At 67.5% G+C, this 20,245-nt stretch carries 24 protein-coding genes; 13 read left to right on the top strand and 11 right to left on the bottom strand.

The annotated features are described in order from the left end of the window. The 5 genes from AC5P7R_RS15795 to AC5P7R_RS15775 form a co-directional block, all read right to left on the bottom strand. Positions 1-588, bottom strand: coding sequence for a hypothetical protein (locus tag AC5P7R_RS15795; RefSeq protein WP_021203565.1), 588 nt, complete (start codon positions 586-588; stop codon positions 1-3). Beyond that, positions 588-1,196, bottom strand: coding sequence for a hypothetical protein (locus AC5P7R_RS15790; protein ID WP_134729500.1), 609 nt, complete (start codon positions 1,194-1,196; stop codon positions 588-590). The genes AC5P7R_RS15795 and AC5P7R_RS15790 overlap by 1 nt, the downstream gene beginning before the upstream one ends. Before the next feature lie 78 nt (positions 1,197-1,274). Further along, complete coding sequence (locus AC5P7R_RS15785) at positions 1,275-1,880, bottom strand: hypothetical protein (RefSeq protein ID WP_019659040.1); 606 nt, start codon at positions 1,878-1,880, stop codon at positions 1,275-1,277. Positions 1,881-1,927: 47 nt separating this feature from the next. Then, entirely contained in the window at positions 1,928-2,413 is a 486-nt protein-coding gene (gene ybeY / locus AC5P7R_RS15780; protein WP_019659039.1) for an rRNA maturation RNase YbeY, read from the bottom strand. Beyond that, a complete protein-coding gene (locus AC5P7R_RS15775; RefSeq protein WP_019659038.1) occupies positions 2,410-3,396 on the bottom strand; it encodes a PhoH family protein in 987 nt (328 codons plus the stop codon). The genes ybeY and AC5P7R_RS15775 overlap by 4 nt, the downstream gene beginning before the upstream one ends. A 441-nt stretch (positions 3,397-3,837) precedes the next feature. Here AC5P7R_RS15775 and AC5P7R_RS15770 point away from each other — a divergent pair, with 441 nt between their 5' ends. The 3 genes from AC5P7R_RS15770 to AC5P7R_RS15760 are packed head-to-tail and all read left to right on the top strand — an operon-like array spanning position 3,838 to position 6,847. Then, positions 3,838-4,794, top strand: a complete 957-nt coding sequence (locus tag AC5P7R_RS15770) for an HlyD family secretion protein (protein ID WP_021203568.1) — start codon at positions 3,838-3,840, stop codon at positions 4,792-4,794. A 20-nt stretch (positions 4,795-4,814) separates the two neighbouring features. Next, complete coding sequence (locus AC5P7R_RS15765; RefSeq protein ID WP_227853855.1) at positions 4,815-5,738, top strand: ABC transporter ATP-binding protein; 924 nt, start codon at positions 4,815-4,817, stop codon at positions 5,736-5,738. Further along, complete coding sequence (locus AC5P7R_RS15760; RefSeq protein ID WP_495214032.1) at positions 5,735-6,847, top strand: ABC transporter permease; 1,113 nt, start codon at positions 5,735-5,737, stop codon at positions 6,845-6,847. The genes AC5P7R_RS15765 and AC5P7R_RS15760 overlap by 4 nt, the downstream gene beginning before the upstream one ends. 73 nt (positions 6,848-6,920) lie before the next feature. Here the strand turns inward: AC5P7R_RS15760 and miaB are convergent, their stop codons facing one another. Then, positions 6,921-8,339, bottom strand: coding sequence for a tRNA (N6-isopentenyl adenosine(37)-C2)-methylthiotransferase MiaB (gene miaB, locus AC5P7R_RS15755; RefSeq protein ID WP_021203571.1), 1,419 nt, complete (start codon positions 8,337-8,339; stop codon positions 6,921-6,923). 206 nt (positions 8,340-8,545) lie between these two features. Further along, positions 8,546-9,166 carry a glutathione S-transferase family protein gene (locus AC5P7R_RS15750; RefSeq protein WP_111097898.1) on the bottom strand — a complete coding sequence of 207 codons (621 nt, stop codon included), beginning with the start codon at positions 9,164-9,166 and terminating at the stop codon, positions 8,546-8,548. Between the two features lie 80 nt (positions 9,167-9,246). On the opposite strand from AC5P7R_RS15750, the gene AC5P7R_RS15745 reads away from it, so the two are divergent. The 7 genes from AC5P7R_RS15745 (at position 9,247) to AC5P7R_RS15715 (ending at position 15,293) form a co-directional block, all read left to right on the top strand. Next, complete coding sequence (locus tag AC5P7R_RS15745) at positions 9,247-10,215, top strand: helix-turn-helix transcriptional regulator (RefSeq protein ID WP_495214031.1); 969 nt, start codon at positions 9,247-9,249, stop codon at positions 10,213-10,215. A gap of 45 nt (positions 10,216-10,260) precedes the next feature. Continuing rightward, positions 10,261-11,181: a lytic transglycosylase domain-containing protein gene (locus tag AC5P7R_RS15740; protein WP_019659031.1), complete on the top strand. Its 921-nt coding sequence runs from the start codon at positions 10,261-10,263 to the stop codon at positions 11,179-11,181. A 184-nt stretch (positions 11,182-11,365) separates the two neighbouring features. Next, a complete protein-coding gene (gene petA / locus AC5P7R_RS15735; protein ID WP_021203575.1) occupies positions 11,366-11,986 on the top strand; it encodes a ubiquinol-cytochrome c reductase iron-sulfur subunit in 621 nt (206 codons plus the stop codon). Then, on the top strand, positions 11,986-13,245 hold the full coding sequence (locus AC5P7R_RS15730; RefSeq protein WP_019659030.1) for a cytochrome b: 1,260 nt from the start codon (positions 11,986-11,988) through the stop codon (positions 13,243-13,245). The genes petA and AC5P7R_RS15730 overlap by 1 nt, the downstream gene beginning before the upstream one ends. Next, entirely contained in the window at positions 13,238-13,987 is a 750-nt protein-coding gene (locus AC5P7R_RS15725; RefSeq protein WP_058979545.1) for a cytochrome c1, read from the top strand. Before AC5P7R_RS15730 ends, AC5P7R_RS15725 begins: the two co-directional genes overlap by 8 nt. Before the next feature lie 134 nt (positions 13,988-14,121). Continuing rightward, positions 14,122-14,757 carry a glutathione S-transferase N-terminal domain-containing protein gene (locus AC5P7R_RS15720; RefSeq protein WP_021203577.1) on the top strand — a complete coding sequence of 212 codons (636 nt, stop codon included), beginning with the start codon at positions 14,122-14,124 and terminating at the stop codon, positions 14,755-14,757. An 83-nt stretch (positions 14,758-14,840) separates the two neighbouring features. Next, entirely contained in the window at positions 14,841-15,293 is a 453-nt protein-coding gene (locus AC5P7R_RS15715) for a ClpXP protease specificity-enhancing factor (RefSeq protein WP_019659028.1), read from the top strand. A gap of 46 nt (positions 15,294-15,339) precedes the next feature. Here AC5P7R_RS15715 and AC5P7R_RS15710 read toward each other — a convergent pair whose 3' ends face one another. From AC5P7R_RS15710 to AC5P7R_RS15695, 4 genes are all read right to left on the bottom strand, one after another. Further along, a complete protein-coding gene (locus AC5P7R_RS15710; protein WP_049423257.1) occupies positions 15,340-15,690 on the bottom strand; it encodes a DUF3301 domain-containing protein in 351 nt (116 codons plus the stop codon). Positions 15,691-15,757: 67 nt separating this feature from the next. Next, entirely contained in the window at positions 15,758-16,759 is a 1,002-nt protein-coding gene (locus AC5P7R_RS15705; RefSeq protein ID WP_227853858.1) for a DUF2272 domain-containing protein, read from the bottom strand. A gap of 175 nt (positions 16,760-16,934) precedes the next feature. Then, the gene (gene nadC / locus AC5P7R_RS15700) at positions 16,935-17,786 is read right to left on the bottom strand and encodes a carboxylating nicotinate-nucleotide diphosphorylase (RefSeq protein ID WP_021203580.1); all 852 of its coding nucleotides are present in this window, start codon (positions 17,784-17,786) and stop codon (positions 16,935-16,937) included. Further along, entirely contained in the window at positions 17,783-18,052 is a 270-nt protein-coding gene (locus AC5P7R_RS15695; RefSeq protein WP_019659024.1) for a Trm112 family protein, read from the bottom strand. Before AC5P7R_RS15695 ends, nadC begins: the two co-directional genes overlap by 4 nt. Positions 18,053-18,110: 58 nt before the next feature. Between AC5P7R_RS15695 and purE the strand changes: the two genes are divergently transcribed. The 3 genes from purE to AC5P7R_RS15680 all read left to right on the top strand — a co-directional run bounded on the left by purE (position 18,111) and on the right by AC5P7R_RS15680 (position 20,226). Continuing rightward, the gene (gene purE / locus AC5P7R_RS15690; RefSeq protein WP_005412808.1) at positions 18,111-18,614 is read left to right on the top strand and encodes a 5-(carboxyamino)imidazole ribonucleotide mutase; all 504 of its coding nucleotides are present in this window, start codon (positions 18,111-18,113) and stop codon (positions 18,612-18,614) included. Then, on the top strand, positions 18,611-19,759 hold the full coding sequence (locus AC5P7R_RS15685) for a 5-(carboxyamino)imidazole ribonucleotide synthase (protein ID WP_227853859.1): 1,149 nt from the start codon (positions 18,611-18,613) through the stop codon (positions 19,757-19,759). The genes purE and AC5P7R_RS15685 overlap by 4 nt, the downstream gene beginning before the upstream one ends. Positions 19,760-19,884: 125 nt before the next feature. Beyond that, positions 19,885-20,226, top strand: a complete 342-nt coding sequence (locus AC5P7R_RS15680; protein ID WP_019659022.1) for a carboxymuconolactone decarboxylase family protein — start codon at positions 19,885-19,887, stop codon at positions 20,224-20,226. Positions 20,227-20,245: the final 19 nt, after the last annotated feature.

Below are 20,245 nucleotides of genomic sequence, written 5' to 3'. Positions count from 1 at the left end.
TCAGTGACTGCCGGTGGCCGGGGCTGGGGCGGCCGCGGCCGGCTCCTCCTCGGGCAGGTCCAGGCTGTAGGTGCAGCCGGCCAGGGTCTTGCCCGGGTGGGAGGCCACGGTGGAGACGCTGAGGATGATCGACTCGATCTGGGCCTCGCCGGTCTTCGGGTCGGTCACGTCGCGGCTGACCAGCTCGCGGCCGGCCATGAACTTGCCGTCCTGGTCGTAGCCGGTCTCCAATTCCAGCCGTTTGGCCAGCGGGCGTGGGTCGGCCTGGTCGAGGACGGCCATGACGCTGGCGCCGGCCACCGCCACCCGATCGGTCTGTTGGCCGAAGACGGTGATCGGGCTGGCCAGCCGGAACTCGCTCATGAACTGGTTGCCCTGCGGCAGCGGCTGCAGGCCCTGGGCCACGGCCTTCAGCGGATCGGCCAGCAGCGGCGCCAGCGCGGCCTGCTCGGCCACGCCCTGGCGGCATTCGATCAGGGCCGGCAGGTCGACGCTGGAAGCGAAGGCGGATGGGACCGCAAGGGCACACAGCAGGGGCAGGCAGCAGCGCAGTGACACGGGCGGTTTCCGCAGGCGAAGGGCACCCATCATAGCTCCGGTGAGCGCCTGAACAGCCCGCTGAGAAGGCGCAGGAAACCGGTCATCGCCCGCCGCACGACCATCAGTGAGAGGGTAAGCACGACCGCGAGCATGGTGATCTGCATCGATTGCCCCGCGATGCGCACCACCGCCGGCCACAGGCCCGGGCTGGTCAGCCAGGGCAACATTTCCGATGCGGCTGTCCTGGCCACTTTCACGTAGATCACGGCCAGCACGAACAGCGCCAGCAACGAGGTGCGGCTGGCATGGAAGAACGGAAGCGCGTTGACCGGCCTGCCAAGCCGCTCCTGCAGCAGCGTTCGCCACAGCACCGGCAGGGTCAAGGCACCGGCCAGTATCAGCACCATCGACGTTTCCCACAGCCCGGGCAGGTGGACGGGTTCTGCTCTACCCGTGAGGTGTGGGCCGATCATGCCGGTCGCCAGCCCGGCCAGCAGGCACAAGGGCGAGAGCAGGGCCAGGCTGCGCAGCAGCCAGTGCCTGCCGCTGGGGTCGCGGGCGCTGATGCGGCGCACGGTGTACGCGCCCAGCACCAGCAGGCCTGCGAACAGGCCCGCACTCATTGCAATCGCCGTGAAGCTGTTTCCCGAGGTCATCCTTGGTTTCCTTGTGCCGCCATGCCAGGCGGCAAACAATTGCGCAGCGCGCGGACCGGCACCTGCAGCCCGGCTGGGTCAGGGCGATCGGCGCTGCGATGCCGCTGGGTACCAGCGCAGCCTGACCGGGTAGCCCAGCAGCGCCTGCAGGTGGTCGCGCACGGTCGCCGCCGTTGCGCGCGCGCCAGCGGTATCCCGGAGTTCCAGCTCCAGTTCACCGGTCATGACGTCCAGGCCATAGCCGGTCAGACCGGGCAGCTGCGGGATGAACCAGCCCTGCTGCGCCTGAAGACGGCGCTGCATCTCCGCTTCGGTCATTGAAGCGCCGATGATATAGCGCACGCGTTGCGGGCCGTCCGCCCCTGGATGGGTCTCATCCGCCTCGGAGGCTGGGCCAGTCAATCGCACGACGACGGTCCAACCCGTCGCATTGTCCACCCACATGCCGGCAAGGCGTGCCGCGTGGCGCGCCCTCAAGCGTTCCATCAATGCGTGCTGCTGCGCCTCGGCGACCGCCTGGCGGGCCGTCTGTTGGCTGACGTCAAAGAAGGCCTGCACCTCGGCGACTTTGGCGGCAATGTCGGCCGCGCTGTCGCTGGCCGGGAACGGCGACGGTCGTTCCCGGTCGGGGTCGATGCCCGGGGCAGTGGTTACCTGCAGAAGAGCGGCGATGAGTGCGGGCAACAGCGCGATGGGGTTGTCCTCCGTGATGAACCCGGTGTGTGTGGTCGTCAGCGCTCGCCGGCGTAGGGATCGGCGATGCCGAGCTCGGCCAGGATGTCGCGCTCCAGCTGTTCCATCGCCTCGGCTTCCTTGTCGTCCTCGTGGTCCCAGCCAAGCAGGTGCAGCACGCCGTGCACGGTCAGGTGCGCGTAATGGGCGTTGAGCGCCTTGCCCTGTTCGTCGGCTTCGCGGGCCACCACCGGTGCGCAGATCACCAGGTCGCCGAGCAGTGGAAACTTGACGCCCTTGGGCAGGCCTTCGGGCACTTCGGCCGGGAAGCTGAGCACGTTGGTGGCGTAGTCCTTGCCACGGTAATGGCGGTTCAGCGACTGGCCTTCCTTGGCATCGACCACGCGGATGGCCAGATCGGCCTCGCGGATGCGGCCCTTCAACGCAGCCGCCACCCACTTGCGAAAGCTCACGGCCGCCGGCAGGCCGGCACGCGGCAGGGCATAACTGACGGCGACGTCCAGTCGCACGGGACCACGGGTCATGGCGTCGCTCCAGGCTGGATCTGATGCAGGTCGCGGCGGTCGTAGGCGCTGACGATGCGCGCGACCAGCGGGTGGCGGACCACGTCGCGGGATTCGAAGAAGGTGAAGCTGACGCCCTCGACTTCACGCAGCACATCGATGGCGTCGCGCAGACCGGATTTCACGTGCTTGGGCAGGTCGGTCTGGGTCAGGTCACCGGTGACCACCGCGGTGGAGCCGTAGCCCAGGCGGGTCAGGAACATCTTCATCTGTTCGATGGTGGTGTTCTGTGCTTCGTCCAGGATCACGAATGCATCGTTGAGCGTGCGGCCGCGCATGTAGGCCAGCGGCGCGATCTCGATGACGTTCTTCTCCAGCAGCTTGACCACCTTCTCCACGCCCATCATCTCGTACAGGGCGTCGTACAACGGTCGCAGGTAGGGATCGACCTTCTGGCTCAGGTCGCCTGGAAGGAAGCCCAGCTTCTCGCCGGCTTCCACCGCGGGGCGCACCAGGATCAGGCGCTGCACCCGCGATTCGTTCAGTGCTTCGACCGCGCTGGCCACGGCCAGGAAGGTCTTGCCGGTACCGGCCGGGCCGATGCCGAAGTTGATGTCGTGGGTGGCGATCTGGTGCAGGTAGCGGGACTGATTGGCGCCACGGCCACGTACCGTACCGCGCTTGACCTTGATCGCGACCTCCTGCGCTTCGTAGGAGCGTTCGGCGATCTGCTCGACATTGGCCTGCGCCAGGCGCAGATGGATGGCGTGGTTGTCAAAGACGGTCTCGCCGGCTTCGGCGTACAGCGCTTCAACCAGCTTCTGCGCCTCCACGATGGCTTCATTGGGCCCGCTGATGCGGAACACGAAGCCACGGTTTGCGATCTCCACGCCGAGCTTCAGCTCGATCTGGCGCAGGTGCCCGTCGAAGGGGCCGCACAGGTTGGCCAATCGCTCGTTGTCTTCCGGCGACAGGGTGAAGTCTCGATGATCGATGCTTTTCATTGCTTGGGGTGGGGCGGGTTCGCCGTCCACCGCGATGGACTTGGGATGACAAGGTTACGCGCGTACCGGGCATGCGGCCAGCAGCGGGCCGATACGCGGTTTTCCACACCCGGTGTGGACGGGGGGCGCGAAAACCTGTGGATAGGCCTTCGCAGTGCTTGTGCCACAAGGCGTATGAGGCGGTGGTGAAAAAACCGTCACAGCCGGCCGGCTCCTGTGACGGCAGCGCATCTTCCGCTGCCAGGCACCCAGTACGGCCGCCCCCGTTCGGTTCTCCACACTAGCTGTGGAATGATGCTGAATCAAGCTGTGGATAGGTGGAGAGGAGCCTTGCAGCAAAAGGCTCGCCCGTACGTGGCGAAAAAACCGTCAGGGCTGATCGGAATCATTGAGGGTGCACGGGGCAGCTGGCACCGTGTCGCCGTCGCAGGAGGGGATGGTATGGGCATCGGCAACGGGATGCGTGGACTCGGGCTGGCGGCCATCGGCCTGCTGGCAGGCTGTGGGCAGTCAACGCCAACGGCGCTGGGCACACTGGAGTGGGACCGGATCACGGTGCCGGCGCCGGCGGCCGAGGTGATCGCCACGTTGGAGGTGCGCGAGGGCCAGCGGGTCAAGGCCGGGGCCGTGCTGATGCAGCTCGACCCCGCCCGCGGCGACGCGCAGTTCGCGGTGGCGCAGGCCGACACGGCGCGCGCGCAGGCCCAGCTGGAAGAGCTGAAGCTCGGCCCGCGGCAGGAACAGATCGCACAGGCCCAGGCACAACTGGCCGCGTTGCGCGCGCAGTCTGCTGAAGCCACTGCCTACTATCGGCGCGTGCAACCATTGGCACGCCAGCGCCTGATCGCCGCCGCCGAGCTGGACCGTGCACGGGCGGCCGCCGGCAATGCCGCGGCCAGCGTGCGTGCCGCCGAGCAGGCCTGGCTGGAACGGGTGCACGGCAGTCGCGCGCAGGACATCGCCCAGGGCCAGGCGGCCGCCGACGCCGCACAGGCGCAGCAGGTGGTGCAGGGCGTCAACCTGCAGAAGCTGCAGCTGCGCGCACCGCGCGATGGCGTGATCGATGCCTTGCCGTACCGGCAGGGTGACCAGGCACCGATCGGGGCGCCACTGGCGGTGCTGCTGGTTGGCGAGCGCCCCTATGCGCGCGTCTACCTGCCGCAGCCACTGCGCCTGCAGGTCAAGGTCGGCCAGCCGGCGCAGATACAGCTGGAGGGAGGGCGCACCGTACTGAAGGGCCATGTGCGCGCGATCCGCAGCGAGCCTTCATTCACCCCGTACTACGCACTGACCGGCGATGACGTCGAGCGCCTGAGCTACCTCGCCGAGATCGAAGTGGATGAAGCCAGCGACATGCAGACGCTTCCGGCCGGGCTGCCGGTGCAGGTGCGCTTCTGAACACCGGTGCGGACATCGCAGTGCATGCGCAGGGCCTGACCCGCCGCTTCGGCGATCTGCTGGCCGTGGACAAGGTCGACCTGACCGTGCCCCGTGGCCAGGTCTATGGTTTCCTGGGCCCGAACGGGTCGGGCAAGTCGACCACCATCCGCATGCTGTGCGGCCTGCTGGAACCCAGTGCGGGGCAGATCGAGGTGCTGGGCCTGGCGGTTCCCGAGCAGGCCGAAGCACTGCGCCGGCGCATCGGCTACATGACCCAGCGCTTCTCGCTGTACGAAGACCTATCGGTACGCGAGAACCTGGAATTCCTCGCCGCCATCCAGGGCCTGCCGCGCAACCAGGCCCGGCAACGGGTCGATGCGCTGCTGCAGCAGTACCGGTTGCAGGACCGGCAGCCGCAGCTGGCCGGTACGCTCAGCGGCGGGCAGAAGCAGCGCCTGGCCCTGGCCGGCGCCGTGGTGCATTCGCCCGAACTGCTGTTCCTGGACGAGCCGACCAGCGCGGTCGACCCGGAGTCACGCCGCGACTTCTGGGAGGCCCTGTTTGAACTTGCCGACGCCGGTACCACCGTGCTGGTCTCGACCCACTACATGGACGAAGCCGAGCGCTGCCACCGGCTGGCTATTCTTGATCGTGGCGCGCTGGTCGCCGATGGCACGCCGGCCGAACTGTGTGCGAAGCTGGACGGCCGCACGCTGCAGGTCACGTCATCGCAGCCACGCCAGGCCAGCCGCGTGCTGGCCGAGCTGCCCGGCGTGCTGAGCGTGGCGCAGATCGGCACCCATCTGCGCGTGCTGTGCAATGAGGGCGTAGCGGATGTCGCAGTGCTGCGGCGCGCGCTGGCCAGCGCCGACCCGCAAGCGCACATCGAAACCGTAGCGTCGAACCTGGAAGACGTGTTCGTCGCCGCCACCCGCGGCCGTGGCCGGGAGCCGGCGGCATGAACCTGCGCCGGCTGTGGGCGATCGTGCTCAAGGAGCTGCGGCAGCTGCGCCGCGACCGCATCACGCTGGCGATGATCGTCGGCACTCCGGTGATGCAGCTGCTGCTGTTCGGCTATGCGATCAATCTCAACCTGCGTCACCTCGATGCCGGTGTCGCCGATCAGGCCAACAGTGCCGCCTCGCGCGCGCTGGTGCAGGACATGGTCGCCACCGGCGTGATCACGCCGCGCAGCGAGGCGTACACGCCCGACCAGCTGATGCAGGCACTGCGCCGTGGCGAGATCAGTGTCGGCATCGTGGTGCCGGCCGACTTCGAGCGTCGCCGCTTCGATGGACGCGAAGCGGTACAGGTGCTGGTCGATGGCAGCGACACCGTGGTGCAGAGTGCGGCGATCCAGCTGGCGCAGGTGCCACTGGATGCGCGCCCGACCAGCAATACGCGGCCGCTACGCGAAGGCAGCATCGCAGGTGGTCCAATCAGCGTGACCAGCTTCTACAACCCGCAGCGGCGCTCGGCGGTGAACATCGTGCCCGGCCTGATCGGGGTGATCCTGACCATGACCCTGGTGATGTTCACGGCGGTGGCGGTGGTGCGCGAGCGCGAGCGCGGCAACATGGAACTGCTGATCGCCACGCCGGTATCGCGCAGCGAACTGATGGTCGGCAAGGTGCTGCCCTATGCAGCGATCGGCCTGCTGCAGACCACCCTGGTGCTGGCGCTGGGTACCTGGCTGTTCCAAGTGCCGATCCGCGGCAGCCTGCTGGACATCTATCTGGCCGCGGTGCTGCTGGTGCTGGCCAACCTGGCGCTGGGCCTGCTGATCTCCACGCGCGCGCGTTCGCAGTTCCAGGCGATGCAGATGACGCTGTTCCTGTTCCTGCCGTCGATCCTGCTGTCGGGTTTCATGTTCCCGTTCGCCGGCATGCCGCGGCCGGTGCAGTGGCTGGCCGAGGTGCTGCCGCTGACCCACTTCCTGCGCCTGGTGCGCGGCATCATGCTGCGCGGCGCCTCCCTATGGGAGCTGTGGCACGACGCGCTGGCGCTGCTGGCCTTCATCGTGGTGATGATGACGCTGGCGATCCTGCGTTTCCGCAAGCGCCTGGATTGAGGCCCGTCATTCGGTAGTGCCGGCCGCTGGCCGGCATCATTTCCGGTAGGTGCCGACCGTTGGTCGGCACACCTTATTCCGCCACCACGCGCCCACGCAGCGAGTTGGTAAGCGCTTCGGTGATCAGCACATCCACGAACTGGCCGATCAACCGCGCAGGCGCCGGGAAATTCACCGAACGCATGTTCTCGGTCTTGCCGGTCAGTTCGTTCGGATTCTTGCGCGACGGCCCTTCCACCAGCACGGTCTGCACGGTACCGACCATCTTCTCCGAGATGCTGGCGGCGTGCGCATTGATGCGCTCCTGCAGCCGCGACAGGCGAGCGTGCTTCTCGGCATCGCTGATCGTGTCCTCCAGATCGGCCGCTGGCGTGCCCGGGCGGCGCGAATAGATGAAGGAGAAGCTGTGGTCGAAGCCGATGTCCTCGATCAGCTTCATGGTCTTCTCGAAGTCGGCATCGGTCTCGCCGGGGAAGCCGACAATGAAGTCCGAGCTGATCGAGATGTCCGGGCGCACCGCGCGCAGCTTGCGGATCTTCGACTTGAATTCCAGTGCGGTGTAACCACGCTTCATCGCCGACAACACGCGGTCGCTGCCGGCCTGCACCGGCAGGTGCAGGAAGTTGGCCAGCTGCGGCACGTCGCGGAAAGCATCGATCAGCGAATCGCTGAACTCCAGCGGATGCGAGGTGGTGAAGCGGATGCGGCCGACGCCGTCGATCTCGGCGATGGTACGGATCAGCAGGCCAAGGTCGGCGAATTCGCCGTCCCCATAAGGCCCTCGGTAGGCATTGACGTTCTGGCCGAGCAGGTTGATCTCGCGCACGCCCTGTGCGGCCAGCTGCGCCACTTCCACCACCACGTCCTCGAACGGGCGGCTGACTTCGGTGCCGCGGGTGTAGGGCACCACGCAGAACGAGCAGTATTTGGAACAGCCTTCCATGATCGACACGAATGCCGAGGGACCTTCGGCGCGCGGCTCGGGCAGGCGGTCGAACTTCTCGATCTCGGGGAAGCTGATGTCCACCTGCGGGCGCTTCTGCTCGCGGCGTGCGCGGATCAGTTCCGGCAGGCGGTGCAGGGTCTGCGGGCCGAACACCAGGTCAACGAACGGCGCGCGCTTGATGATCGCCTCGCCTTCCTGCGAGGCCACGCAGCCGCCCACGCCGATGATGACCTCACGCCCCTTGTTCTTCAGGCCCTTCCACACGCCCAGCTGGCTGAACACCTTCTCCTGCGCCTTCTCGCGGATGGAGCAGGTGTTGACCAGGATGACGTCGGCGTCGTCCGGGCTGTCGGTCAGTTCCAGGCCATCGCTGGCGGCAAGTACGTCGGCCATCTTGGCCGAGTCGTACTCGTTCATCTGGCAACCGTGGGTCTTGATGTACAGCTTGCCCTTGACCTGGTCAGGCTTGCGCGGACCAGCGGGCAGGGCAACGAGCGGGGTACCGCCCGGCGTGGCGGGCGGAAAGACGTCTGGCGTCCCGGTCATGGCGCTTAATCCATTCGGGTGGCGGGAAAGCGGGCAATTCTACCCGCATCCCGCGCCAGCCGCCGCGCCCTTGTAGAGCCGAGCCCACGCTCGGCTGCTCTTCCCGCTTCCCATGGGGCAGCCTGGCATGGCCTGGCTCTACTGAAGCCAGCCGAGCGTGGGCTCGGCTCTACAAGGAAAGCCGGCCGGCGCTGCTCCGGCGCTGCTTATGCCGCTGCCAGCTCCGCATCGATCTGCCGCGAACGGTCGAAGGCGGTCATCGCGCTCATCCGCGCAATGTAATCAGCCGTGGCCGGCGCAGGCTGCACCAGGCCGAAGGCCGTGGTCCAGGCCAGCGCATTGCCCCACAGCACATCGGCGGCACTCATCGTCCCGCCGAGCAGGTAGGGACCCTGTGCCAGCTGGGCCTCGACCACCTGCAGCACGGTGTCCGCATCGTTGTACGGTGACATCAGGCGCGGCGGTGGCTCGCGGCGCATCGCCTTGTCGATCATCGCTGGCTCGAAGCAGGCGCCGTAGAAGGCCATCCAGCGAAGGTAGGGGCCGCGCAGGGCGTCGCCGATCGGCGGTGCCAGCCCGGCTTCCGGATACAGGTCGGCCAGGTACAGATAAATGGCGACCTGCTCGGTCACCAGTGCGCCGTTGTGGACGATGGCCGGCACCTTGCCCATCGGGTTGATGGCCAGATAGGCCGGAGCCAGGTTGGCGCCGGCTTTCAGGTCCAGCACCTGCATGCGGTAGTCGGCACCCAGCGCTTCGAGCAGAGCCACGGCGCCGCTCGAGCGGGATCGGGCGGCGTGGTACAGGGTGATCTGGCGTGAGGTCATGGCATTGCTCCTTGCGGTGGGTGGTGAACTGGAAGCCATCCTGGGGCACTATTGCGGACGACTTCTGTCCTCGATTCTTCATGCGCCATACCGCCCATCGACTGCTGCGCCTGATCGCCCTGCTGCAGGCCCGCCGCCAGTGGTCCGGGGCTGAGCTGGCCGAGCGCATGGGCGTGGACCGGCGCAGCATCCGCCGCGATATCGAGCGCCTGCGCGAGCTGGGCTACCCGGTCCACGCCTCGTCAGGGGTGGGCGGCGGCTACCAGCTCGGGGCGGGGGCGCCGGTATTGCCGATGCTGCTGGACGAGGAGGAGGCAACCACCCTGGCCATCGCCCTGCGTGCCGCGTCTGCGACCGTCGCCGGCATCGACGACACTGCGCGGGGCCTGTTGTCCAAGCTCGACCCGCTGGTGCCGACCCGCCGCCGCCGGCAGGCCGGGGAGGTGCATGCGGCGACGGCCACCCTGTCCGACCTTCCGTCCACCGACGCACGCCTGCTCGGACGGCTGGCCCAGCACTGTCGGCAGGCGTCGCGGCTGGCCTTCGCATACCGCAGTGCGCAGGACGCGGTCACCCAGCGCGAGGTCGAGGCCCAGCACCTGGTCAATTACGGGCGGCGCTGGTATCTGCTTGCCTGGGACCTGGGGCGGCAGGACTGGCGCACTCTGCGCGTGGACCGCATGGGTGCCGTACGTGAGTGCTCCGAGCCGGGCCTGCACCGGCGCACGCCAGCCCCTCCGGACGTGATGGTGCGGCAGGCGGTCAGCCAGGCGCCGTTCGCACTGCAGGCCATCGTCCGCCTGGCCGGCAGCCGCACCGAGCTGGAAGGTCGCATCCCACCGTGGTGTGGTGTGCTGGAGGCTGATGGTGCCGGCCATTGCCTGTTGCGCATGGGCGCCGAGAGCCGCGGCATGATGCTGGCGCAGATCCTCAGCCTGGACCGGGTGCCGGTGGCGTTGTGGACCACACCGCCGGGCCTGCGCGATGAGCTGGCACAGCGTTTGGCCGGATTGGGCCAGGTGCTGGCTGTGCCGCCGGTCACAGGCTGAGCCACGTCGCTTGGCAAGCCCCGGCGAAGCTGGGACACTCGCGGCATGAAGGGGATACTGGGGACAACGGCGATCATCATCGCTGCGCTGACCGCTGCGCCGGCCAGCGCCGGCACCCTGTACAAGTGCCAGGGCGCCGACGGGGTCACCAGCTACGTGAGCAAGCGAGTGGCCGGCGCGCGCTGCAGCAGCATCAGTTACAGCCGCGATACCCGGCCGGCACCGCGCCCTGTGGTGGTCGCGCCGAAGCCTGCGCCGACCACGGTGGCCAGCATCGAACGCAATCCGGTCGCCGTGGCGGCCAGCGCCGCTGCGCCCACTGCGGTCGCGTCGACGCCTGCTGCCCCCGCGCCTGCTGCGGCACCGACGGCCTCGCGGGCCGGGCGGATGGTCAGCGGCCAGGTCTATTCCTTCATGAAGGATGGGGTGCGCCACTACACCAGTGCGCGGCCAACCCAGGTCGCCAACCTCGGCCCGGTGCGTACCATCCGCTACAGTTTCATGGAGCGCTGTTATGCCTGTGGCGTCAACCCACGCGTGGACTTCGGTTCGGTGCGCTTGAACACCACCGCGTTCCAGACCGAGATCACCTCGGCCGCACGCGAGTTCGGCGTCGAAGAAGCCGTGGTGCGCGCCATCATCCACGCCGAGTCGGCCTACAACCCGACCGCGCTCAGCCGCGCCGGCGCGCAGGGCCTGATGCAGCTGATGCCGCCGACCGCGGCCCGCTTCGGGGTCAGCGATTCCTATGATGCCGGGCAGAACATCCGCGGTGGCGTGCAGTATCTTGCGTGGTTGCTGAAGCGCTTCAATGGCGACCTGACCCTGGCTGCGGCCGGCTACAACGCCGGCGAGGGCGCGGTCGACCGCCACGGTGGCGTGCCGCCCTACAGCGAGACGCAGTACTACGTGCGCCGGGTCGGGCAGCTGGCCGAGCGTTACCGCACCGCATTGAGTCACCAGTAGGTGCCGACCGTTGGTCGGCACTCCCTTGAACAGGTGGGTGCCGACTGTCAGCCGGCACTCCTTGCAAAGAGCGTTGTGTGGCGCGCGACGGTTCCGCTACACTCGACCGCGATTCAATGCGGCTCTGGCCCCCACCGGATCCGCTGGCAGCCTTAAAGCTACCTAATCAATATCGGAGTGCCGGATGGCCAACGATGGGGTACACGATCCAGTCAACACCGGACGTCGGCGTTTTCTTTCTGCCACCACAGCCGTGGTGGGCGCCGTCGGCGTCGGATTCACCGCCGTTCCTTTCATCAGATCCTGGAACCCCAGTGCCCGCGCCAAGCTTGCCGGCGCACCGGTGGTGGCCGATATCAGCGCCCTGCAGGAAGGCCAACGCCTGATCGTGGAATGGCGTGGCCAGCCGATCTGGATCGTCAAGCGGTCCAAGGCCATCCTCGATGCGCTGCATGGGCTGGACGGCCGTCTCAAGGACCCCGAGTCCGGCGAGAAGGACCAGCAGCCGGACTACGTGCTGAAGCAGAACCCCGAACTGCGCTCGATCAAGCCGGACATCTCCGTACTGGTCGGCCTGTGCACGCACCTGGGCTGCTCGCCGGAAATGGTCGCCGAAATCCGGCCTGAGCCCTACGACCCGCAGTGGAAGGGCGGCTACTTCTGCCCCTGCCACAAGTCGCGCTTCGACATGTCCGGACGCGTCTTCAAGGACGTGCCGGCGCCGATCAACCTGAAGGTGCCCGCGCACCATTACCAGGACGACAACACCATCATCATCGGTGTCGATCCGCAGGGGGCTGCCTGATGGCCAATATCCTCAGCCGTACCGCCAGCGGCGTGGCCGACTGGGTCAATGCCCGCGCGCCGGGCCTGATGCCGGTCTATCGCAAGCATGTGAGCGAGTACTACGCGCCGAAGAACTTCAACATCTGGTACTACTTCGGTTCGCTGGCGCTGCTGGTGCTGGTCAACCAGATCGTCACCGGCATCTTCCTGACGATGCACTACAAGACCAGCGCCGCCGAGGCGTTCGGCTCCATCGAGTACATCATGCGGGACGTGGAGTGGGGCTGGCTGATCCGCTACATGCACTCCACGGGTGCCTCGCTGTTCTTCATCGTGGTCTACCTGCACATGTTCCGTGGCCTGCTGTACGGCAGTTACCAGAAGCCACGCGAGCTGGTGTGGATCCTCGGCATGCTGATCTACCTGGTGTTGATGGCCGAAGCCTTCATGGGCTACGTGCTGCCGTGGGGCCAGATGTCGTTCTGGGGCGCCAAGGTGATCATCTCGCTGTTCGGTGCCATACCGGTGATCGGCAACGGCCTGACCGAGTGGATCATGGGCGATTACCTGCCCAGTGACGCCACGCTCAACCGCTTCTTCGCGCTGCATGTCATCGCCTTGCCGCTGGTGCTGTTGCTGCTGGTGGTACTGCACCTGGGCGCGCTGCACGAAGTGGGTTCGAACAACCCCGATGGCGTGGAGATCAAGAAGGGGCCGAAGGGCAACCGCTGGTCGCCGAACGCTCCGGCCGACGGTATTCCGTTCCACCCGTACTACACGCTCAAGGATGGTGTAGGCGCCGGCTTCCTGCTGATCATCGCCGCCTTCATCATCTTCTTCGCGCCTGGTTTCGGCGGCCTGTTCCTGGAGCACGACAACTTCACCGAGGCCAACCGCCTGGTCACCCCGGAGCACATCAAGCCGGTCTGGTACTACACGCCGTACTACGCGATGTTGCGCGTGGTGCCGAACAAGCTCGGTGGCGTGCTGGTGATGTTCTCGGCCATCGCGATCCTGTTCCTGGTGCCGTGGCTGGACAAGGCGAAGGTGAAATCGGTGCGCTACCGCGGCTGGATCTCGAGGGTGATGCTGGGCGTGCTGGCGGTGTGCTTCGTGTGGCTGGGCGTGATCGGCTCCGGCCCGGGCACCGACGTGCATGAAACCTACATCGGGCGGGTGCTGACCTTCCTGTACTTCGCCTTCTTCATCACCATGCCGCTATGGACAAGGCTGGACAAGACCAAGCCGGTACCGGAGAGGGTGACCACGCATGACTGAGCGCTGGATGGTCCGGCTGGCCCTGGCGGCCACCCTGATGCTGGGCAGTTTCCTGGCCTCCGCCGCCGAGGGCGGCACCAAGCTGCTGCAGGCAGGCAACGATCTGGGTGACCGCGCCTCGCTGCAGCGCGGCGCACAGTTGTACATGAACTACTGCTCCGGCTGCCATGCGCTGAAGTACCTGCGCTATTCGCGGATGGCGCAGGACCTGGGCCTGACCGAAGAAGAGGTGATGAACAACCTCAACTTCACCGGCTCGGCGATCGGCGACCCGATCCCGGTGGCGATGCCCAAGGAGAACGCGGAGAAGTGGTTCGGCAAGATGCCGCCGGATCTCAGCCTGATCGCGCGCGTGCGCGGCAGCGACTGGGTCTACACCTACCTCAAGTCGTTCTACCTGGACAGCAGCCGGCCGCTGGGCTGGAACAACGCGCTGTTCGCCAACGCCTCCATGCCGAACCCGCTGTGGGAGATGCAGGGCTTGCAGCACGCCGTGCATGGCAAGGCCGAAGGCCCCGGCATGGACCCGCCGGTGACCGGCCTGAAGATTGAAACGCCGGGATCGGTCGATGCCGGGCAGTACGACCAGGCGGTGCGCGACATCACCAACTTCCTCGAATACGCCGGCGAGCCGGCCGCGCTCAAGCGCCAGCAGCTGGGCGTGTGGGTGATCCTGTTCCTGGCCCTGCTGACCTTCCTGCTGTACCTGCTGAAGAAGGAATACTGGAAGGACGTCCACTGATTCGGCCGCCGGCCATCGCACGGGCCTATTGGCTTTTGTGATGGTCGGTTGCACACTCGGGGAGGAGTCGACCGTCGGCACGGTGCCGGCGGCGCCGATGCGGCAGGCGGTCTCCTGTCGTGGGAGAGCCTTTGATGGCGGCGAGCGTACGCATGCGCAATACACTGACGCTGTTTTCCTCGAACGACGATGTGCTGTGCCACCGGGTGCGCCTGGTCCTGGCGGCCAAGGGCGTCACCTTCGACTTCGTTCCGGTCGATCCGCAGAACCCGCCCGAAGACCTGATCGATCTCAATCCGTACCACTCGGTGCCGACCCTGGTGGAGCGCGAGCTGGTGCTCTACGCCGCGTCGGTGGTGAGCGAGTACCTGGACGAGCGCTACCCGCATCCGCCGCTGATGCCGGTCGATCCGCTGTCGCGTGCGCGCATCCGCCTGGCGATGCTGCGCATCGAGCACGACTGGGTGCCACAGGTGCAGGCCATCCAGCTGGGCAACAAGACCCAGGCCGAGGCCGGGCGCAAGCGCCTGAAGGAACTGCTGACCGCCTCGCTTCCGCTGTTCAAGGCCAGCAAGTTCTTCCTCAACCCGGAAATGAGCCTGGCCGACTGCGCCATGGCCCCGATCATCTGGCGGCTGCAATCGCTGGATGTGCCACTTCCGAAGGATGGCAAGGCGATTGAGGACTACGGTAACCGCATCTTCCGCCACCCCGGTTTCGTCCGCAGCCTGACCGAGCAGGAAAAGAAGCTGCGCGACCTGCCGGCCTGATCCGGCCCGCGTTACCCGTCTGCACGCCGACCGGCGTGCTGGCGATCCGCCCCGGCGGGGCGCCGGGCGCGTACACTTCACGCATGACCGAAGACTTCTTCCACATGACCAGCCACCGCCCGTACCTGCTGCGGGCGCTGGTGGAATGGATCAACGACAACCAGCTGACCCCGCACATCCTGGTCGACGCCGGCGTTCCCGGCGTGCAGGTGCCGCCTTCGGCGGTCAAGGATGGCCGGGTCGTGCTCAACATCGCCGAACGTGCCGTCGTACGGCTGATGATCGACAACGAGATGGTGAGCTTCTCGGCGCGCTTCTCCGGTACCAGCTACCCGGTGCAGGTGCCGATCAGCGCCGTGCTGGCGGTCTATGCCCGCGAGACCGGGCAGGGCATGGCGCTGCCGGATGATATCCCGGGCAGCGAAACCGCGCCGACCAGCGACGAACTGCTGCACGAGGAAGGCACGCCGCCGGACGATACGCCGCCAGCCAGCCCGCCGCCGAAGGGGCGGCCGAACCTGCGCGTGGTCAAGTAACCAGGTAACGGTGGGTGCCGACCGTTGGTCGGCACGCCTTCAGCCCTTACACATCCTCGGCATCCTCCGCATCCGGCCGGATCTGGCTGATCCGCGCCGCGCCGGGGCCGGTGAACGAGATCAACTGGTCGCCACGCAGCACCATGCGACCCACGTGGCGATCGATGCCATCGTAGGAATACTCGAACTTGAAGGTGCGCTCGAACCCAAGCCGGCCATCCTCGCCCCGCGACAGGCGCAGGCCGGTGGCGTGCACCGCCTGGTCCAGCCATTGCACATCAGCTGCGCGGCAGGCATTGCGGCCCAATTCAACGGCGCGCTCTGCGGCCGAGCGTGCCGCGTTCCAGAAGAAGTAGATGATTCCGCCGGCAATCAGCAACAGCAGCAGTGTAGGCATGGCGTCAGCCGTCAGAGGTCGATCCCGCAAAGATGGCGGCGAACGCGCGCTGGATCAAGCGCTGCACTCACCGCCGCGGCTGCGGTTCGCTGGACACCGGCTGCGCGGGCACGATGATCGGTTGCGGTGCCGGAGTGGGCTGCATCGGCGTCGCAGTGGGCGAGGGCATCACCAGCGGTGAGGTTGCAGTCAGCTGCAGCAGGGCTGCCCAGTCCTGGCGGTTGAAGCTGCATTCGTCCTCGCGCCCTGGCGTGCAGCTCGGGTCGATGCCGGTGCTGTTGCGTTCGCGCGCCGGTGGCAGCTTGATCAGCCCGGTGCGGTCCAGCGGCAGCAGCCGCATCGCTACGGTGTTCATCACGTTGCCACCGACCAGGTACAGGGTCTGGTCGCCCCCCAGGTTGGCTGCCACCACCACTTCGCAATGCGACTTCCAGTGGCCCACCGAGCCGTTGCCCAGCGCCTGCACCAGCCCGCTGTAGCTGAGCGTGGTGCTGCGGTCGCGCAGGAAGCACAGCAGGTCGCCCGGCGCGGGTTTGGCCGTGGCCGGGTCGACCAGCCGGTACGGCACGCCCGAGGGGCCGCCCTGGTATGCGGCACGGATGTAGTCGATGTGGCGAGGCGAGGTATTGAAGCCAGGAACGCCGGACTGCACCATTACCCAGGAGATGAACGCGGCCGACCACGGGTTGTCGATCAGGAACGCGCGGCAGTCACTGTCGGTGTAGCGCGTGCCCAGCGGTGCCAGGCAGCTGCTGGCGCCGGCGATGCTGCCCATCGCGTTGAGCGTGCCGCTGTTTCGCCAGTAGCCAGCCACGCGCTGCCAGGCGATCAGTCCGTTGTCGGCCAGGTGATCGCTTTCGGCCTCGGTGACGCTGAGGCTGGCGGCACGGCCTTCACGATCGATGAAGGGCCGGTACCAGAGCCGGTGCTCATTGCAGGCGGTGTTGCGGATGGCCAGCGCCAACGGACTCAGGCCGAAGCGGGGCGGTACGTCGCAGGCTTCGGCGGCCGCTGCGGACAAGGGCGCTGCGGCCAGCAGCAGGCAGGCAGGCAAGAGCATCCGGCGCATGCGCGGCTCCTGTGGGGGGTGCCCGCAGCGTCGCAGAGGCGGCCGTAGCCGAGCCGTGAAGGCGTTCCGGTCGTGCAGAGCCGAGCCCACGCTCGGCTCATCGCGCAAAGCGGGGGCAGGGCGCGCCGCAGATCGAGAAGCAGCCGAGCGTAGGCTCGACAACGTCCCGCAGGCCTCAAGCCGGAGGCGGGCCCAGCTTCAGCGACAGATCGATGGCCTGCACATGCTTGGTCAGCCCGCCGATGGAGATGCAGTCCACGCCGTCTTCGGCGATCGAACGCAGGCCGCCCAGGCCGACGCTGCCGGAGACTTCCAGTGGAATGCGGCCGGCCGTGATGCGTACGGCTTCGCGACGCAGGTCGGGGCTGAAGTCGTCCAGCAGGATGCGTTCGCACCCGGCTTCCAACGCCTGGCGCAGCTGCGCCAGGTCTTCGACCTCCACCACCAGCGGCAGCGCAGGCCACTGCCGGCGTGCGGCGGCCACCGCTGCGGCCAGCGAACCGGCGGCACGGATATGGTTCTCCTTCAGCATCACCGTGTCGTACAGGCCGAAGCGGTGGTTCTCGCCACCGCCGCAGCGCACCGCGTACTTCTGCGCCAGGCGCAGGCCGGGCAGGGTCTTGCGGGTGTCGAGGATGCGCGTGCCGGTACCGGCCACTGCCGCTACGTAGCGGGCGGTGGTGGTGGCGGTGCCGGACAGCGTCTGCAGGAAATTCAGAGAGGTGCGCTCGGCACTGACCAGACTGCGGCTGCGCCCGTGCAGCAGGGCCAGCACGGTGCCGGCAGTGACCGGGTCACCTTCGGAGACACGCCATTCGATGCGCACCTCCGGGTCGAGTGCGCGGTGGGTGGCGTCGAACCAGGGGCGACCGGCGATCACTCCGTCCTGCTTGCAGAGCAGGTAAGCGCTGTCGGCCTGGTCGGGCAGCAGCGCAGCGGTGACGTCGCCGCTGCCCAGGTCCTCGGCCAGCGCACGCGCGACATCGGCGGCGACAACGGCCGCGTCCGGCGTCGGCAGCGCGCTCATGCGGCCGGGAAGTCGGCGATCTGGGCGGTGGGAATGGCTTCCTCGGCCAGCAGCACCGGAATGCCATCGTCCACGCGGAAGACCTGCTTGCGGTCGCGGGTGACCAGTGCCTCGCGCAGCGGCTGCGCCAGCGGGTTGCCATCGGCCTTGGTCACCGCGCCGGCGGAAATGGCCTTGTTGAGGGCTTCCAGGCCCTTGCCATCCAGCAGGGACAGGGGCTGGCGGGTGTCCGGCGACACCAGCAGGTCGAGCAGCTTGCGATCCATGGTTATTCGTCTTGCGTGGAAGATGGCTAGAATACGTCTTTAAGGCAGGTGACGGCCAATGACCCCCAACCCGATCGCGCCGCTTGTCGGCATCGTCATGGGTTCCCGTTCCGACTGGGAAACCATGCAGCACGCCGCCCAGAAGCTAGAAGCCCTGGGTGTTCCGTTCGAAGTGAAGGTGGTGTCCGCGCATCGGACGCCGGATGTGTTGTTCAGTTACGCCGAGCAGGCGGGCCCGCGTGGCCTGCGGGCCATCATCGCCGGTGCAGGCGGGGCCGCGCACCTGCCGGGCATGATCGCGGCCAAGACCGCCGTGCCGGTGCTGGGTGTGCCGGTGCAGTCCAAGGCCCTCAACGGCATGGATTCGCTGCTGTCGATCGTGCAGATGCCGGCCGGTATCCCGGTCGCCACCTTTGCCATCGGCAACGCCGGCGCCTCCAACGCCGCGCTGTTCGCCGCTGCGATGCTGGCCAGCGACCAGCCGGCGATCGGCCAGGCGCTCGATGCCTTCCGTGCACGCCAGACCGAAGACGTGATGGCCCACGACGATCCGCGCCAATGAGCCTGACCGTCGGCATCCTGGGCGGCGGCCAGCTCGCCCGCATGATGGTCCTGGCCGGTGCGCCGCTGGGGCTGCGCTTCGAACTGTATGACCCGGCCGCTGATGCCTGCAGCGGCCCGCTGGCGCCGCTCACCGTGGGCGCCTTCGATGACCGCCAGGCCCTGGCGGACTTCGCTGCCAAGGTCGATGTGGTCACCTTCGATTTCGAGAATGTGCCGGCCGACAGTGCGCAGTGGCTGGCCGACCGCGTGCCGGTCTACCCGCCGCCGTCGGCGCTGGCTGTCGCACAGGACCGGCTCAGCGAGAAGACCCTGTTCCAGCAGCTGGGCATTCCGCTGCCGGCCTTCGCCGATATCCGCAGCCGCGACGAACTGGCCGCCAAGGCCGCCGAATTCGGCCTGCCGTGCATCCTCAAGACCCGTCGCCTCGGCTATGACGGCAAGGGCCAGTTCCGCCTGCGCAGCGAGGCCGACATCGATGCCGCGTGGGATGCGCTGGGTGCACAGGTCGAGCGTACCGGCCTGATCCTGGAAGGCTTCGTGGCCTTCCAGCGCGAAGTCAGCGTGGTTGCCGTGCGTGGCCGCGATGGCAGCTTCGAGGCCTGGCCGGTCACCGGCAACTGGCATGTCGACGGCGTGCTGTCGGCCAGCGTGGCCCCGGCCGTGCTGTCCGACACCGAGCAGCAGGCCGCGATCGGCTATGCCCGCCGCGTTGCCGAGCACCTGCAGTACGTCGGCGTGTTCGCGCTGGAGCTGTTCTGCCGCGATGGCGAACTGCTGGCCAACGAGATGGCGCCGCGCGTGCACAACTCCGGCCACTGGACCATCGAAGGCAGCGAAACCTCGCAGTTCGAGAATCACCTGCGCGCCGTGCTGGGCCTGCCGCTGGGCAGCACCCGCATGCTGGGTCACGCCTGCATGCTGAACTGGCTGGGCGTGATGCCCGACCCGGCACCGGTACTGGCCCAGGCCAGCGGCCACTGGCACGACTACGGCAAGGAGCCGCGCGAGGGCCGCAAGGTCGGCCACGCCACGTTGCGCGACGATGATGCCGCTGCATTGGCCGATGCGCTGGATCAGGTTGGCCTGGAACTGGACCGCCAGGCCCAGGTGGCGCCGGCGGTACACGCGCTGCGCAATAGCTGAGCCCGGGCGTGCCGGCCAATGGCCGGCACAACCTTGTATGCCTGCAACGGTGTGGCGCGCCGGTGCAGGCATCGGCGCACCATTGCCGGTGGTAGCGTGGAGCTCCTTTCACAGGAGTCACGACCATGCTCGACTGGAATGCCTACCGCAAGGAACTGAAGGGCCGTATCGGCGAGATCGGCAAGCTCTCGCCGGACACGGTCAAGGGCTACGCGACCCTGGCCAATGCCGGCGCCCAGACCAACCATCTGGATGCCAAGACCCGCGAACTGATCGCGCTGGCAGTGGCGGTGACCACCCGCTGCGATGGCTGCATCACCGTACATGTGGATGCAGCGCTGAAGCATGGCGCCAGCCGCGAGGAAATCGCCGAAGCACTGGGCGTGGCGGTGTCGCTCAATGCAGGCGCCGCGCTGGTGTATTCGGCACGGGTGATGGACGCGGTGGCCGCGCACGAGAACGCGTGAAGCGTGATCTGTAGAGCCG

This window comes from Stenotrophomonas sp. YJH_SMC_27, from assembly GCF_059369815.1.
Note: the sequence above shows the minus strand (reverse complement) of the source record. Positions and strands in the feature narration are given on the sequence as shown.